Here is a 16,087-nt window from a genome sequence, read left to right on the forward strand (position 1 = left end):
AAGCGGTGGGTCAGGCAACATCAATGGTGACTGTGCTGACGCCTTCGCGAGCAGGCTCGCTCCCACAGGGATTTGTGCAGATTTGGGTTAGACGCTCAGCATCAGGAACTCACGCTCCCACGAGCTGATCACGCGCTTGAAGTTTTCATGCTCGGCACGCTTCACCGCGACATAGCCACGGACGAACTTGTCGCCAAGGTATTGCGCCACGGTTTCGCATTCTTCCATCTGCGTCAGCGCTTCTTCGATGGTGATCGGCAGGCGCAGGTTGCGGCGTTCGTAAGCGCGGCCCTGGACCGCAGCGCTCGGCGCGATGGCTTCGACCATGCCGATGTAACCGCAGAGCAAACTCGCGGCAATCGCCAGGTACGGGTTGGCATCAGCGCCCGGCAGGCGGTTTTCCACGCGCATGGCTTCCGGGCTGGAAGTCGGCACACGCAAACCCACGGTGCGGTTTTCTTCGCCCCATTCGACGTTGACCGGTGCCGAGGTGTCCGGCAGGAAGCGGCGGAACGAGTTGACGTTGGGCGCGAACATCGGCAGCACTTTCGGAATGTATTTCTGCAAACCGCCGATGTAATGCAGGAACAGCTCGCTCATCTGCCCGTCTTCATTGGCGAAAATCGGTTTGCCAGTGGCGATGTCCACCACACTCTGGTGAATGTGCATGGCGCTGCCCGGCTCATCACCGATCGGCTTGGCCATGAAGGTTGCGGCGACGTTGTGCTTGAGTGCGGCCTCACGCATGGTGCGCTTGAACACGGTGATCTGGTCGGCCAGATCGAGGGCGTCGCCGTGACGGAAGTTGATTTCCATCTGCGCCGGGCCGTCTTCGTGGATCAGCGTGTCCAGATCCAGACCTTGCAGTTCGCACCAGTCGTAAACGTCTTCGAACAGCGGATCGAATTCGTTGGCGGCATCGATGGAGAACGACTGCCGGCCACTTTCCGCGCGGCCCGAACGGCCCAGCGGTGCTTTCAGCGGCAAGTCCGGGTCTTCGCAGCGCTGAGTCAGGTAGAACTCCATTTCCGGCGCAACGATCGGCTTCCAGCCTTTGTCGGTGTAGAGCTGCAAGACTTTCTTCAGCACGTTGCGCGGCGACAGTTCGATCGGGTTGCCGAACTTGTCGAAGGTGTCGTGGATGACGATGGCGGTCGGCTCGATCGCCCATGGAATCACGTAGACCGCGTCAGCCACAGGCTTGCAGACCATGTCGATGTCGGCAGGATCGAGCAGGTCGTAGTAGATGTCATCGTCGACAAAATCCCCGGTTACCGTTTGCAGCAGCACACTTTCCGGCAGGCGCATGCCTCGCTCATGCAGGAACTTGTTGGTCGGTGCGATCTTGCCGCGGGCAATGCCGGTCAGGTCGCTGACCACACATTCGACTTCGGTAATCTTGTGATCTTTCAGCCATGTGAACAGCTGATCGAAAGGGGCATTCATAAAGACCTCGTTATTGGTTTTATAGACGCCGGGGAGGGCGGGTTTCATCTTCCGCCCCTTCCCCTGTGGCGCGTTGACGACTATCTTGGGCGAGCCTTGCAGTTCCATCTATCCACTTTAAGCAGCACCAAAGCGCACCAAAAGAGTGCGCAAGGTCACCCCATGACAACGTGCAATCCGCTACAAGTCCAAGCGTTCAACACCGCCGATGTCGCCGAACAAGTCCGCGCCACACCGGGCTGGGTCCAGCATTACCAACAGATGTCGCCGGGTCACTTCGCCGGGCAGATCCGCTATCTGGATCTGCAAGGTGTCGAGGTCTATGAAGAGCAGATGAACACCCGCGTCGAGCAGAATTTCAGCGCGCCATCGGGTGCTCTGGCGTTCTGTTTTGATCGCAGCGACAACGCGCTGTACCTGCTCAATGAAGACAGCCGCAACATCTGGATCACCCCGGAGAACTACCAGGAAATCGCCGTGGTGTTCGGTCCGGAGTTTGTCCGTCAGCACGGTCTGAATGTGGCGAAACTTGAAGGCTTGTTCATGACGCAACTCAATTGCGGGCAGAATGCCTTGTTCAGTAAATGGTTAAGCTCAACTCTCACGAAGTTGTCGCAAGCTGTTGATCCGCTTGACAAAGATGCGCTGACCCAGCAGCTGCTGGAAGACTGTCTGTTCATCCTCGACAACGCTCATACCAGCCTTGATCGCGGCGGCTTACAGCGTCGTACTGAAGAGCGGATGATCATGAAGCGTGTAGGGGAATGGGCGGCGGATTCGCCGGAAGACACCGTCAATCTGCTGGAGCTTTCCCAAGTGGCCGGGGTGCCGTTGCGGCAATTGCAACAGGCGTTCAAGGCCTACACCGGGATGACCCCGAGTCACTGGCTGCGCCTGCGCCGGTTGAACAGTGCACACCGTGAATTGCTCAAGCGCCGGCCGACGGAAACTACGGTGGCCGAGGTCGCGATGCAGTGGTCGTTCTGGCATTTGGGAAGGTTTTCCAGCAGTTACCGGGCGTTGTTCAAGGAGTTGCCGAGCGAGACCTTGAAGCGCTCATGAGTTCCGTCGTGGATAAAAAGGCTTTGTGTCGGCGCTGAAGTTAAATAGAATCACTCTCATTTGAAACTGACTTCGCGCAGGACTCTTGAGATGACTGAAGCAGCGACGCCATCGCCGCAGCACCTGCACGAACTGTATCGCGACCATCGAGGCTGGCTGGAAACCTGGCTGCGGCGGCGCATGGGCAATGCCTGGGATGCGGCGGACCTGAGCCAGGATACCTTTTTGCGCGTGCTGTGCAGCGCTCAACCGATTGCCGACATGCGTGAGCCGCGCGCTTATCTGCTGACCGTGGGCAAACGCCTGCTGAGCAATTTCTACACCCGCCGCAGTCTGGAAAAGGCCTATCTCGAAGCCCTCGCGCAATTGCCCGAAGAATGCGTGCCGTCGCCCGAGCAACGTTGGCTGCTGCTGGAAACCTTGCAAGCGCTGGACGAGGTACTCGATGGTTTGCCGCGAGCGGTGCGTCGGGCCTTTCTCCTGAGTCAGATCGAAGGCCTCGGTTACCGTGAAATTGCCGAACGTTTGCAGGTTTCCGAGCGCAGTATAAAACGTTACATGGCAATGGCTTACGAGCATTGTTTGATGTTGGATCTATGATGCGCGTCGCACCCAACACGGAAGCGCGTGAAGTGGCGCGTGCCGCCGCACAGTGGTTGGCATTGCTCGAATCCGGCGAGGCCAGTGAAGCCGATCACGTGCGACTGAAGCACTGGCGCGACAGCGATAGCCGCCATGAAAACGCCTGGCAGAAGATTCAATTGCTGCGCCAGCGCTTTGCCAGTCTGCCGACAGAATTGGCCATGGCCACACTCGATCGCCCGGATCTGGCGCGGCGGGCAGCATTGAAAAGGGCGCTGGGGCTGGCGGCCTTGGTGCCGACGGCGTGGCTGATCAGTCGCCAGTTGCCGCTCGACGTCTGGCGCGCGGATTTGCAGACTTCCACCGGAGAGCACACGCGTACACGGCTGACCGACGGCAGCACCTTGCAACTGAACACCGCCAGTGCGGTGAACGTCGATCTGGCCAGCCGTCAGTTGACGTTGGTGCGCGGCGAAATGGCGCTCAACGTTCCGGGTAGCACGGCATTGACGGTCAACGCGTCGTACGGTCGGATCATTGTCAGCCGCAGCGAAGTCTGCGTGCGCCTCAACGAGCGTGACTGCAACGTGTCGGTGGTCAGCGGCTCGGTGCAATTGCAGCCGTTGCACGGGCCGGTGCTGCAGTTGAACGCCGGGCAACAGGTCAATTTGCAGGCCTCCGGCGCCGGACCGATCGCGCTGTTCGACGCCAAAATGCCGGGCTGGCGTGACGGTGTGTTGATGGCGCAAAACCAGCCGTTGGGGGATTTCCTGCGCGAGTTGAGCCGTTATCGCTCGGGACTGCTGCGCTGGGAGCCGGCACTGGAAGGTCTGCGTGTCACCGGCAGTTTCCGTCTCGACGACACCGATAAAGTCCTGGCCCTGCTGGCGGCGAGCCTGCCGTTGGAGGTGCATTCGCGCACGCGTTTCTGGGTAACGCTGACGCCGCGAAAAAATATCGTCTGAAGCCTGTCCCTTTTTTTCGCCTCACCGGTCATTGCAGGTAAGTGAACAAAATCGAGAGCTTCTTCCAATGCCCGCAGTATTCCCAAGTCGTTTGCGTCCGTTGTTGCAGTTGAGCCTCCTGCTGAGCCTGAGTGCCAGCCCTGTGTTGATCCAGTCCAGTTGGGCCGAAGACGTCGCTCGGCGCAGTTACCAGGTGCCAGCCGGTAGTTTGAGTGCAGCACTGACCCGATTTGCCGGGTTGGCAGGGGTCAATCTGTCGGTCGATCCGGCACTGGTGAGTGGCCGCAACAGCAACGGTTTGTCCGGCGAATTCGCTGTGGAGGAGGGGTTCGCTCGCTTGTTGCTGGGTTCCGGTCTGCAACTGCAACCGCTGGGCGAGCAGGCCTACACACTGATTCCAGCCGCCGAGGGCAGCAGCCTGCAACTGGCGCCGACGTCGATTCTGGGTGCCACCGGCTCCAGCGACGATGTGTTTGCCGGTGGCCAGGTTGCGCGACGCGGCTCACAGGGTTTGCTGGGGGCGAAAGACTTCATGGAAACCCCGTTCAGCATGACCACCTACACCAGCGAAGCGGTGAAGAATCAGCAGGCGCGCACCTTGGGCGATCTGATTTCCAGCGACCCGTCGGTGCGCGCGACCAACCCGGCCGGTGGTCGCTACGAGCAGTTCACCATCCGTGGTTTCAGTCTGTTCAACAGCGACGTCGCCTATAACGGCCTCTACGGTGTTTTGCCGACTTACACGATCGACATGGAAATGGCCGATCGCGTCGATATTCTCAAAGGCCCGAGCCAGCTCATTAACGGCATCTCGCCACGGGGTAGCGTAGGCGGGGGGATCAACGTGGTGCCCAAGCGAGCAACCGACAAACCGATCACCTCGCTGACGGCCAATTATGCGTCGAACAATCAGGTCGGCGGCGCGGTGGATGTCGGCCGGCGGTTCGGTGAAGACAATCAGTTCGGCCTGCGTTTCAACGGCGTGAAGCAATCCGGTGACACGGAATGGGATCACCAGAGCGTCGACCGTGACATGGCTGTGCTCGGCCTGGATTTTCGCGGTGAGCGACTACGGCTTTCGACCGATATCGGCCACACCGAACGCGACACCGATGCGCCACAGGAGCGCGTGCAGGTCGCGGCCAATGCCAAGGTTCCGAGCGCGAACAAGGTGCATCGCAACTACGCGCAACCGTGGACTCAGGCGAAAACCGAGGACACCTTCGGCACGCTCAACGCTGAGTTCGACGTCAATGATTCGGTGATGCTGTACGGCGGCGTCGGCGCGCGCAAAAGTAATCATGACTTCTTGCGCCACGCCGTTTCCGTCACCAACGATGCCGGTGATTTCAGCGTACTGCCGCGCGACTTCACCCGCGACGAGAATGTCCGTACCGCCACGGCAGGCGTGCGCAACTGGTTCCATACCGGGCCGGTGAGCCATGAGGTCAACCTCGCGGCCAGCTACTTCTACATGGACTTCGAGAACGGCGGCGCGCGTTACGCGGCAGGACGCAGCAACCTGTATGACCCGGTTGAAACAGCAAAACCCGGCACGCCGACACGCAATGACGCCAAGGTCTACACGGAAAACCGCTTCAGCGGCGTAGCGCTGTCCGACACCCTGGGCTTTTTCGACGATCGATTGCTGCTGACCCTCGGCGCTCGCTGGCAGCGGGTGAAAGTCGATGACTGGAGCGATGACGTCAAAGGTGACACCGCATACGACGAAGAAAAGGTTTCGCCTTCGGGTGGGATTCTGTTCAAGGCGACTGACAAACTGTCGCTGTACGCCAACTACATGGAAGGTCTGAGCCAGGGCAAGATCGCGCCGTCGACTTCCATCAACGAAGACGAAATCTTCCCGCCATTTATTAGCCGCCAGGTTGAAGTCGGTGCCAAGTACGATGCCGGCGCCTACGCGTTGACCGCTGCGGTGTTTCGCATCAAGCAACCGGCGTACGAAACCAACGCCACCACGCGAGTCTTCGGGCCCAATGGCAAGCGCGAGAACAATGGCGTGGAGCTGAGCGTGTTCGGCGAACCGCTCAAAGGCTTCCGTTTGCTTGGCGGCGTGATGTACATCGACAGCGAATTGACCAAGACCACCAATGGCACCTTCGACGGCAATCGCGCGCCGGCGACGCCGAAATACAACGTCAACCTCGGCGCCGAGTGGGACGTGCCGACGGTGCAGGGGCTGACGCTGACAACGCGGGGCATCTATTCGAGTTCGCAGTATCTGGATCAGTCCAACGACAAGGAAATCGATTCCTGGGAGCGCTTCGATGTCGGCACTCGGTACGCGTTTGAAGTCGATGAGAAAACCATCACCCTGCGCGCCAATGTCGAGAACGTGCTGGATAAGCGTTATTGGAGTTCGGCAGGCGCTTCGGATGACAGTGAACCGGGGTTGACGTTGTCGACACCGAGAACCTACCTGCTTTCAGCGACGGTGGACTTCTGATTCCACTCGGCAAATCCAAAGCAATCGGGAGTGCTATCAGCGAACTGACCCACTCTCAGAGTGATGTCCTGACCACCAATGGACAGTCAACTCGCTGAGTTCCCGATAGCTCCAGGGTCTCGATCAGATGCCGTGCAGCCTGGCGACCGATCTCGTAGTACGGCAGTTGCACGGTGGTCAGCGGCGGGATGAACAACTCGGCAATGCCGATCATGTTGTCGTAGCCGAGCACGGCGACATCGTCGGGAATTTTCAGGCCTCGCCCTAACAACAGTTGATAGGCACAAAAGGCGATACGGTCGTTGCCACAGATCAGAATATCGAATTGGGGGCGACCATCAATCACATGCCGGTCGAGGATAGCGGCTGTTTCACTGTAGGCATCATGATCGGAAAGGTCGTATTGCAGGAGCGTGTCAGGCGCCAGTCCGAATGCCTGACAGGCACTTTGCAGACCCTTTTGTCGTAGCCCCCATGCCAGACTCTGTTTCGGCAGATTGATACACAGAGGACGCTTGTAGCCGAGGCTCAACGCGTGGTGTACGGCGCGATACTGGCCCATTTCGTCGTCGGGCACATAACTGACGAGGCTGCTGTCATCTGCCAGACAATTGGCGAGCACCAGCGGCTTGCTCTTCAAGCGCTCGGGAATGCTGACCTGGCGAAACCCCATGGCGCTGAAGATCAGACCGTCCGGACGGTGCGACAGCATCAGGTCGATGTTCTGGTCGGTGGGCGGGTTGCTCAGCAGGTTGAGGATAAAGACATTCCAGCCGGCCTGCTGCGCGGTCTGCTCAATGGACAGCAGCAGCTCGACCGCGAAGGGCGTGGTCGCGGTGTCCAGCGCGAACACGCCGATGGTGCGCGACTGGAGGTTGTCACCGCGCATCTTGCGCGCTGACAGGCTGGGTACGAATTGCAGTTCATCAATGGCACGACGCACCCGTAGAAGGGTTTCGGGGCTCAGTTTTTCCGGAGTATTGAGCGCTCGAGACACCGTCATCAGGGACACGCCGGCCAGTTGTGCAACGTCTTTCACTGAAGTCATGCGAAGTGCGGCCGGTCAGGTTGACGCAGAATCATGACACAGGGCCAGGGCTTCTCGCGACCCGAATGACGCCGTTCATGACCATGCAGAACCGAGCGGCCATGCCTTGGCAATCGAGACGCGGCCGCCACTCCCGCTTGCCACCAGCTTCACGCCCAGACTGTCGGAGCGCGGATAGAGGCGACTGCTGAGGCTGAAGCGGCCGTTTTCGTCGAACACCTCGATGGATGAGCGATCGAGGAACACGCGCAGCTCAAGTCGCTCTTGCGCCGGGTCTATCGAGACGCTGCGCTGGCCGGTGACTTGCGCACCCGAGCGGCTGCGGTCAAGCACCAGGCGCTGCAGTGACGCATCGTAATAGAGCAGGGTTTCTTCACGGCCATCGTCGCTGCAACGCAAAGCGACTCCCAGGTGGCCGTCAGTGCAGCCGAGCAGATCCAAATGCACATGGAGTTCGAGCATGTCGCCGTTTACCTCCGGCACCCGGCGGGTTCCCGACGCTTCCCACCACGGCGTCCCCGGCAATTGCGTCATACGTAGCGCGCTGAGCTCCCGTGCCGGATACACGCAAAGGCGATCGGCGCACAGCTCAAGTTCGCGTGGCAATCCGAGCATGCCGCACCAGTGATGGGCCTGGCTCGGCATCGGGCTTTCCCACATGTCCAGCCATGCCCAGACGAGGCGCCGACCATCGGCGGCCAACAGCGTCTGCGCCGCATAGAAATCGTGGCCGTTATCCAGCTCGATAAAAGGCCCGCCCGTGAACTGCCACTGGTTGTCGAGTTGGCCCACTCGATAACCGGTCTGGTACTTGTTGAGCCGGTCGTAACCGTCGGCTTGCATGCCTTGCGGAGAGTACAGCAGCACATCGCGTCCATTCAGCCGAAACAGGTCCGGGCATTCCCACATATAGCCATCGCCCTCGCTGCCGGCTGACACATAGTCAAGGAATTCCCAGGCGTGCAGATCCGTGGAGCGGTACAACGGCAGCAGCGGTCTGTCGCCCAGACGTGCGCCGGCAATCAGGTACCAATAGCCATCCGCCTGCCAGACCTTGGGGTCACGGAAGTGCATGATGGTGTCTTGCGGCGCGCTGTCGATCACCGCGCCGTGTTTGACGAAGTGGATGCCGTCGTTGCTGGTTGCCAGGCACTGGACCTGTCGGATCAAGCGTTCATCACCCACTTCGCCCAGCCAGGTGTGCCCGGTGTAGATCAGGGCCAGGGTATCGCCACAGACCACGGCGCTACCGGAGAAACAGCCGTCGCGGTCGCAGTCATCGCCGGGTGCCAGCGCAATGGGCAGGTGCTGCCAGTGCACCAGATCGGCACTCTTGGCGTGGCCCCAATACATCGGCCCCCATTTCGCGTCGAAGGGGTGATGCTGATAGAAAACGTGATATTCACCGCGGAAGTACACGACGCCGTTCGGGTCGTTCATCCAGCCTGCCGGCGGGGCAATATGATAACCGGGTCGATAATCCTCGATGACGCGAGACTGGCTGTCAGCCAGTGCGCGCTGCGCAAGGTCAAGGGGCGAAGACATGGGATCGCTCTGGGTATTCAAAAAGGTCATAGGGCGTGTGCTCGGACTGAGCGCAAAGAGAGGCCATCCTGCGCGGATTCAATGGCGTGCGGGTGGCGCTTCAATGCCGTGCCGTCGCTGTCGAACAGGTGGATCTTGTCGATGTCCAGTTGCAGCTCGACCCGATCGCCTGTCTGCCAACCGGCGTTGACTTCACAACGACAGATCAATGGCTCGTCCTGCCCGGTATCCAGGTGCACATAGGTTTCACTGCCCAAGTATTCGACCCCGGTCACGACGACGCCAGCGCTTCCCGGCGCCGCTTTGAGCGACAGGTGTTCCGGGCGAACACCCAGGCTCAGCGCGGTGTCTGCCGCCAGGTTCGAGCTGTCGAAGGGCAGGGTGGTCATCCCCAAAACGGCAGCATCGACCAGGCTGGTTTCGCCCGGCGCCTGTAGGCGTGCCGGCAGGAAATTCATTTTCGGCGAACCGAGAAAACCGGCGACAAAGCGGCTGGCCGGGTGCTCGTAGAGTTCGCGCGGTGAGCCGACCTGCTCTATATGGCCGCCATTGAGCACGACAATTTTGTCGGCCAGGGTCATCGCTTCCACCTGATCGTGAGTGACGTAGATCATGGTTGAGCGCAATCGGGCATGCAGTCGGGCGATTTCGTTGCGCATCTGCACCCGCAATGAAGCATCCAGGTTGGACAGCGGCTCATCGAACAACAGAATGTCCGGCTCCCGCGCCATGGCTCTACCCATGGCTACTCGCTGACGCTGCCCGCCAGACAGTTCTTTTGGTTTGCGTTGCAGCAGTTTGTCCAATTGCAGGATTTGCGCAGTTTTCAGCACCCGCTCGCGCAGGCTGCTCTTTTCAGTTTTGGCCAGTTTGAGACCGAAACTGATGTTGTCGTAGACGCTCATGTGCGGGTACAGCGCATAGGACTGAAAGACCATGCCGACGCCACGTTCGCGCGGTTCGAGGTCGTTGACTCGCCGCCCGTCGATCAGCAAATCACCGGCGCAGATCGAATCCAGTCCGGCGATCAGGCGCAGCAGCGTCGACTTTCCGCAGCCCGAAGGGCCGACGAACACGACGAATTCACCCGCCGCAATCTCCAGGTTGATGTCGCGAAGAATCCGCGCGCCGCCCAATTGTTTGTTGACGTTGTCCAGTTTCAATTTGATCACGATGCTTTTCCTTGTCTTTATTGGGCATCAACCCTTTAACGCGCCGGCAGTGAGACCGGAAACGATTCGGCGCTGGAAGATCAGCACCAGAATCACCAGTGGGACGGTGACCAGCACCGAGGCAGCCATCAACAAGCCCCAAGGCAACTCATGGGGGCTGCCGCCGGAAATCAAGGCGATGGCGACCGGCACCGTGCGTTGGCTGTCGGTGAGGGTGAACGTCAGGGCAAACAGAAACTCGTTCCACGCCGCGATGAAGGCCAACAAACCGGTGGTGACCAGGGCGGGCCAGAGTAGCGGCAACAGCACGCGGGTCAGCGTCACCCACGGGGACGCACCATCCATGATTGCCGCTTCCTCCAGTTCATGGGGGAGTTGCCCCATGAAGGTGGTCAGCACCCAGACGGTGAAGGGCAGGGTGAAAATCGTGTAGCTGAGGATCAACGCCCACGAGGTGTTGTACAGACCCAAGGCGCGGATCACTTCGAACAGTCCCGACAGCACCGCGACCTGAGGAAACATCGACACGCCAAGCACCATCATCAACACCGTGCCACGCCCACGGAATTTCACTCGGCCCAAGGCATAGGCAGCGGTCAGGCTGAGGAACAGCGCCAATGTGACCACGCACAGCGCAACCACCAGCGAATTACCAATTGCCCGCAGGAATGAGGCCTGGTGGAGGATCGCCGCGTAATTGGAGAAGTCGGGATTTTCGATCCAGTAACTCACCTCGAACAAGGCACTGGAGGGCTTCAGCGACGTCACGATGGCGTAGTAGAACGGGAAAACCGCATACAGCAGCAACACCCCGATCAGGCACCAGAATCCGAGGCGCAACAGCGCTTTTTTCAGCAGGCGCGGGCTCATGCGCGGACCTCCAGTTGACGGCGTCCGAGGTAGAGATAAAGCATGGCGATCACCGCGACCACCAGAAACAACAGCGTCGACGCCGCGCTGCCGTAACCGACGTCCTGAAACTCCACCAGGTGCTGGCGGGCATACACCGACATGCTCATGGTGCTCGACGAGTTCGAGGTCAGCACATAGATGACGTCGAATACCCGCAGCGAATCGAGGATGCGGAAGATCGCCGCCACCAGCAGCGCAGGCATCAACAGTGGCAGCGTGACACGCCAGAACACGTTCAGCGGATGAATGCCATCGACCCTGGCCGCTTCGTAGCAATCGCTCGGCAACATCTGCAAGGCCGCCAGCATCAGCAACGTGACGAAGGGTACGGTTTTCCAAACGTCAACAATGATCACCGCCCACATCGACAGGTCGGCATCTGCCGTCCAGGCCAGAGGCGCGTCAATCAGGCCGAGGCTGAGCATCAGGTGATTGATGATGCCGAACTGGTCGTTAAGCATCCATGACCAGATCTTCGCCGAGACGATCGTCGGAATCGCCCACGGAATCAGAATCAACGCCCGCACCAGCGAACGGCCGGTGAACTTGATGTTCAGCAGCAACGCCACCAACAGCCCCAGGACGACTTCCAGTCCCACCGAGACCACCGTGAAATACAACGTGTTGCGCACCGCATTCCACCACTGTGGATCGACGAGGATGCCCGACCAGCCGGCATCGCTGAACAGCAGATAATTGCTCAGGCCAATGAAGGTTGCGCCACCGGTGTCCGCCAGGCTGGCGTCGGTCAGGCTGAACCAGAATGTGCGCAGCAGCGGCCACGCAGCCACCAAGGCCAGGCAGACCAGCATCGGCGTCAGAAACAGCCAGGCAGCGCGCACTCGGCGACGTTGTACAGGCGTCTCCCTCGTGAGCAGAAGCTCGTCAAAAGGGGCATGGGTCGTAGAGACAGACATGGTGATTTCCTTCCTTGTGGCTTACCAGTTCCGGCGTTTGATGCGCGTGAGTTCGCTTTCCAGTTCGGCCAGCGCCTGATCGACGGGCAACTCGCCCGCCAGCACGCCATGCACCCGATCGAAGAACGCATTGGAGACCCGTGGATAGCGATCGGCAGTGATGGCGGCGGGGCGCATGACCCCAGCGTTGAGAATGCTGTGCAGCTGAGCGTAATAAGGCATGGCCGCGAGCAACTCGGGATCTTGATACAGCGACTCGATCACCGGGTTATAGCCGCCTTTCAGCGCTCGACGTTTTTGCTCTTGGGCACTGCTCAGGTAGCTCACCAACTCGGCGGCAAGTTTCGGATGAGCGCTGTAACGCGAGACCGCCAGGCCCCAGCCACCGAGGGTGGAGGCATGCTCGCCGGTTTCGCCGCCGCGGGGCAGGGGAGCGACGCCGACCTTGTCTTTTACGGCGCTGTCCTGGCTTTGCACCAGGGCCCAGACATAAGGCCAGTTACGCATGAACAGCGCATTGCCCGACTGGAATACACCACGTCCTTCTTCCTCGGTGTAATTGAGCACGCCCCGCGGGGAGATATCTCCGACCCAGCTTTTCGCCAAGGTCAACGCCGCTCTCGAGGCCTGACTGTTGACCACGATGTCGCCGCGTTGATTGATCAGTCCGCCTTGCGGCTGGCTGCTGATCCACTCCAGCGCATTACACGTCAGCCCCTCGTAGGCACGTCCCTGAAAGATGTAACCCCAGGCATTGGCGTTGCCGGCGTTGCGCTCAGCCTGTTGCACATCCCTGGCGGTAGCGGTCATTTCCTCCCACGTCTGGGGAATCGGCTTGTTGTATTTCTCAAGCAAGTCTTTGCGGTAATACAGCAGCCCCGAGTCGGTGAACCACGGCATCGTCACCAGCCGCCCGTTGACCGTGGCGTTATCGACCTGGGCCTGGAAGTAGCCTTGGGTCGCGTTGGCGGGAAGCGCTTCACGCAGATCCATCAGGTGTTTGGCCAGCATCCCCGGCCACACCATATCGATTTGAATGATGTCGATGTCGGTGGACTGCGCACTGAGGATCTGCTGGTAGAACGACAACCTCTCGGTTGCCGAGTTAGGCGTGGAGACCACCTCGACGTTGTTGCCAGTCTGTTTCGACCATGTCTCGACGGCCTCCTTGCACAGCTGCAACTCCGCACCCACCGCACCGCAGGAGATCGTCAGATCGGTTGCGCTCGAGACGGATGGCAGTGCGGCAGACAGGGTGATCAATGCTACGGGCAGGAGCGATTTCAGGTGTTTCATCGAGCGTCCTTTATTTTTGTTTTTAGAAAAGTTAACGTTAACATCGCCAAATGTAGCAGCGTATTTGCGATGAGGCATCCTTTTTTTGTCGTTTGTGACAACTCGCGACTCACGAAAAAAAGGCAACTGCGGCAACCAAAAATAAAAACAAAACAGGGAATCAACATGCAGATAGGATCAAGCTGGCTACTGGTCGGCGTGCTCGGCACATCGGCGGCGGCTTCTCAGGCCGCGACGCTGGAAGAGCGCATGGCCGCACTTGAAGCGCGTGCCAGCGCAGCGGAAAAGCGTGCAGCCACAGCCGAACAGCAGACCCAGGCAATTGCCCGGGAATTGCAGCAGATCAAATTCGCGACGCCTCCCTCGCAGTCCGTCGCGGCTAACGCAACAGCCATTTCCGCACCGGCTCTGGATACCCGACTGGCAAAACTCGAAGCCCGTCAGCAAAGCCTGGAGAAGGAGGGCAGTACCGGACATCTCACCGATGGGTTCAGCTTCAACGGCTATGCGCGCTCCGGATTGCTGGTCGACGAGGGGCTGGGTGGCGGGCGTGGCGGCCCTTACACAACGCCGGCAGGCTCGGTGGGTGGTGCAGTCGGGCGACTCGGTAACGAGGACGACACCTACATGCGTATCGACTTGTCGAAAGAGCTCTATGCGCAAAACGGCACCCGTTCAAAATTCACGGTCTCCATCGCCGACGGCCTGGAAAGCTCCAATGATTGGACGGCCGACGAAAGCAACCTCAACGTGCGCCAGGTGTTCGCCACGCTCGACCATGTCGCTGCGTTCAAAGGCAATTCAGTCTTCGAGAACGCTACGCTGTGGGCGGGCAAGCGCTTCGATAGAGATAATTTCGATATTCACTGGCTGGACTCCGACGTCGTTTACCTGGCCGGCACTGGCGGTGGAATTTACGATGTGCAGATGAACAAGCATTGGCGCTCGAATTACTCGTTGATTGGGCGTAGTTACGGGGATTTCAGTCAAGGCGGGATTAATGCCGATGTGGAAAGCTACGTCCTGACCTCCAACCAGTTCTTCGAGGATGGCCAGTGGCAGTGGATGTACAACGCCATCGGCGCCAAGAAAAACGATTTCAGCACCCACACCAACAAAGCCGGTTTGACGCCTGCGGATAGTGGTTTGCACAGCATGCTGGCCAATCACCAGAAGACCTTTTTCGGCAGGGAAGGCTTCTTCAAAACGGCGTTGCTCTATGGGCAGGGTCTGGGGGCAGAGGTCAAGAACATTGGCTCGGACGGTGAGTTGATCGACGACGCCCGCGCGCTGCGTCTGGCGCTTTACGGTGAGACCCCGCTGACCTCTGACTGGCGCATCGGGCCTAGCTTGCTGGCCGAACAGAGCAAGGATCGATACGTCAAAGGTGACGACTACCGCTGGCTGACCTTGAACGTGCGCTTGGCCAACACAATCAACAGCAACTTCGAAATGGCCTACGAAATGAGCTGGCAAACCATGAACCTCGACCCCAAAGGCTATCTACAACGCAATGCGGTCGATGGTAACTTCTGGAAATTCACGGTCGCCCCGACATTCAAGCTTGACGTTGGTGATCTTCTCACGCGACCCGAGTTGCGAGTGTTCGCCAGCTACATGAACTGGTCTTCGGATCTGGACAGGTTCAGTACCACAGACGCCTTTGGCATGTCCGACTTCCAGGCGGGAGGGGTGTGGCAATACGGCATCCAGATGGAAACCTGGTTTTAATTGTTGAACACACTTGCGATAGTGCAGTGCTGGAGCGGCAAAGGATGCTCCAGGCTAATGATGTCGTTTCTTCCCAGGATGGATGATTACCCAATGCTCAAGTTCAATGCTCATCTCGGCTTCCAATTCAATGAATTGCCTTTTCTACAACGCATCGAAGCCGCCGCAGCCGCCGGTTTCCGGGCAGTGGAGTTCCCGTCACCGTACGAATTCGACGCCAGTCTGCTTGCCGACCATCTAGCCCAATACAGTTTGCCGTTGATTCAGTTCGCCGCCCCGGCTGGCGTGACCAAAGGCATCGCCGCGTTACAGGGCAGGGGGGAGGAGTTTCGTGACGGGTTGCTCCAGGCCGCCCGCTACGCAAAGACCTTGGCGTGTGCGGATGTCCACATCATGTCGGGCGTTACCACGCAGAATGACGCTGAGCGAACCTACGCGGGCAACCTGGAATATGCGGTCAAGTACTTGGAAGACCAGGGGCTGCGGCCGCTTATCGAAGTGATCAGCGCGGAGGCGATGCCGGGCTATTACATGTCTGACTTCAGCAAGGCGCAGCAGGTACTGGAGACCTTCCCGAGTGTCGGACTGATTCTTGATCTTTACCATGCCCAGCTTTTGACCGGAGACGCAGCCGATGTGTTGGCCCGGTTTTATGACAGAACCGTGCACGTGCAAATTGCCGATTGCCCGGGGCGTCACGAGCCGGGAACGGGGAGTATCGACTTTGCCGCGTTGTTCGCGGCGCTGGAGCAGCGCGGGTACGCGGGATGGATCGGGTGTGAATATCGTCCTTCTGGGTCTACCGTTGAGAGTCTTGACTGGTTCAAGCAGATGAGTGCTTAGGCCCCAGGTGAAAATCTTTGAGTCGCTGATGTGGGGACAATCGCCGCCATCAAAGGCAGAAGCCCTTGATGGCCGAGCGAGAAGAACTCATCGATATCGGC

Annotated in this window: 13 protein-coding genes; 6 read left to right on the plus strand and 7 right to left on the minus strand. The window is 59.3% G+C overall.

What is annotated here, in order from left to right; genetic code table 11:
* Positions 1-87: 87 nt before the first annotated feature.
* Positions 88-1,446, minus strand: a complete 1,359-nt coding sequence (locus CKW17_RS04200; protein ID WP_095118839.1) for a glutamine synthetase family protein — start codon at positions 1,444-1,446, stop codon at positions 88-90.
* Between the two features lie 162 nt (positions 1,447-1,608).
* Between CKW17_RS04200 and CKW17_RS04205 the strand changes: the two genes are divergently transcribed.
* From CKW17_RS04205 to CKW17_RS04220, 4 genes are all read left to right on the plus strand, one after another.
* Positions 1,609-2,508: a helix-turn-helix domain-containing protein gene (locus CKW17_RS04205; protein WP_095118840.1), complete on the plus strand. Its 900-nt coding sequence runs from the start codon at positions 1,609-1,611 to the stop codon at positions 2,506-2,508.
* Between the two features lie 90 nt (positions 2,509-2,598).
* Positions 2,599-3,108, plus strand: a complete 510-nt coding sequence (locus CKW17_RS04210) for a sigma-70 family RNA polymerase sigma factor (RefSeq protein ID WP_095118841.1) — start codon at positions 2,599-2,601, stop codon at positions 3,106-3,108.
* Positions 3,105-4,055, plus strand: coding sequence for a FecR domain-containing protein (locus CKW17_RS04215; RefSeq protein WP_176470028.1), 951 nt, complete (start codon positions 3,105-3,107; stop codon positions 4,053-4,055). The genes CKW17_RS04210 and CKW17_RS04215 overlap by 4 nt, the downstream gene beginning before the upstream one ends.
* Positions 4,056-4,122: 67 nt before the next feature.
* On the plus strand, positions 4,123-6,522 hold the full coding sequence (locus CKW17_RS04220; protein ID WP_095118843.1) for a TonB-dependent siderophore receptor: 2,400 nt from the start codon (positions 4,123-4,125) through the stop codon (positions 6,520-6,522).
* Positions 6,523-6,577: 55 nt separating this feature from the next.
* Here CKW17_RS04220 and CKW17_RS04225 read toward each other — a convergent pair whose 3' ends face one another.
* The 6 genes from CKW17_RS04225 to CKW17_RS04250 form a co-directional block, all read right to left on the minus strand.
* Positions 6,578-7,570: a LacI family DNA-binding transcriptional regulator gene (locus CKW17_RS04225; protein WP_095118844.1), complete on the minus strand. Its 993-nt coding sequence runs from the start codon at positions 7,568-7,570 to the stop codon at positions 6,578-6,580.
* 75 nt (positions 7,571-7,645) lie between these two features.
* On the minus strand, positions 7,646-9,115 hold the full coding sequence (locus CKW17_RS04230; protein WP_371850947.1) for a glycoside hydrolase family 32 protein: 1,470 nt from the start codon (positions 9,113-9,115) through the stop codon (positions 7,646-7,648).
* A 26-nt stretch (positions 9,116-9,141) separates the two neighbouring features.
* Positions 9,142-10,287, minus strand: coding sequence for an ABC transporter ATP-binding protein (locus tag CKW17_RS04235; protein WP_095118846.1), 1,146 nt, complete (start codon positions 10,285-10,287; stop codon positions 9,142-9,144).
* 27 nt (positions 10,288-10,314) lie between these two features.
* Positions 10,315-11,157, minus strand: a complete 843-nt coding sequence (locus CKW17_RS04240) for a carbohydrate ABC transporter permease (RefSeq protein WP_095118847.1) — start codon at positions 11,155-11,157, stop codon at positions 10,315-10,317.
* Positions 11,154-12,116 (minus strand): carbohydrate ABC transporter permease, encoded by a 963-nt coding sequence (locus tag CKW17_RS04245; RefSeq protein ID WP_077572821.1) that lies wholly within the window; start codon positions 12,114-12,116, stop codon positions 11,154-11,156. The genes CKW17_RS04240 and CKW17_RS04245 overlap by 4 nt, the downstream gene beginning before the upstream one ends.
* A 21-nt stretch (positions 12,117-12,137) precedes the next feature.
* On the minus strand, positions 12,138-13,412 hold the full coding sequence (locus CKW17_RS04250) for an ABC transporter substrate-binding protein (protein WP_095118848.1): 1,275 nt from the start codon (positions 13,410-13,412) through the stop codon (positions 12,138-12,140).
* A gap of 165 nt (positions 13,413-13,577) precedes the next feature.
* On the opposite strand from CKW17_RS04250, the gene CKW17_RS04255 reads away from it, so the two are divergent.
* Together CKW17_RS04255 and CKW17_RS04260 are read left to right on the plus strand one after the other, a co-directional pair.
* Positions 13,578-15,143 (plus strand): carbohydrate porin, encoded by a 1,566-nt coding sequence (locus CKW17_RS04255; protein ID WP_095118849.1) that lies wholly within the window; start codon positions 13,578-13,580, stop codon positions 15,141-15,143.
* A gap of 93 nt (positions 15,144-15,236) precedes the next feature.
* Positions 15,237-15,986 carry a hydroxypyruvate isomerase family protein gene (locus CKW17_RS04260; RefSeq protein WP_095119031.1) on the plus strand — a complete coding sequence of 250 codons (750 nt, stop codon included), beginning with the start codon at positions 15,237-15,239 and terminating at the stop codon, positions 15,984-15,986.
* The last annotated feature ends 101 nt before the right edge of the window (positions 15,987-16,087 follow it).

This window comes from Pseudomonas sp. Irchel s3f10 (assembly GCF_900187515.1).
Classification (GTDB): domain Bacteria; phylum Pseudomonadota; class Gammaproteobacteria; order Pseudomonadales; family Pseudomonadaceae; genus Aquipseudomonas; species Aquipseudomonas tensinigenes.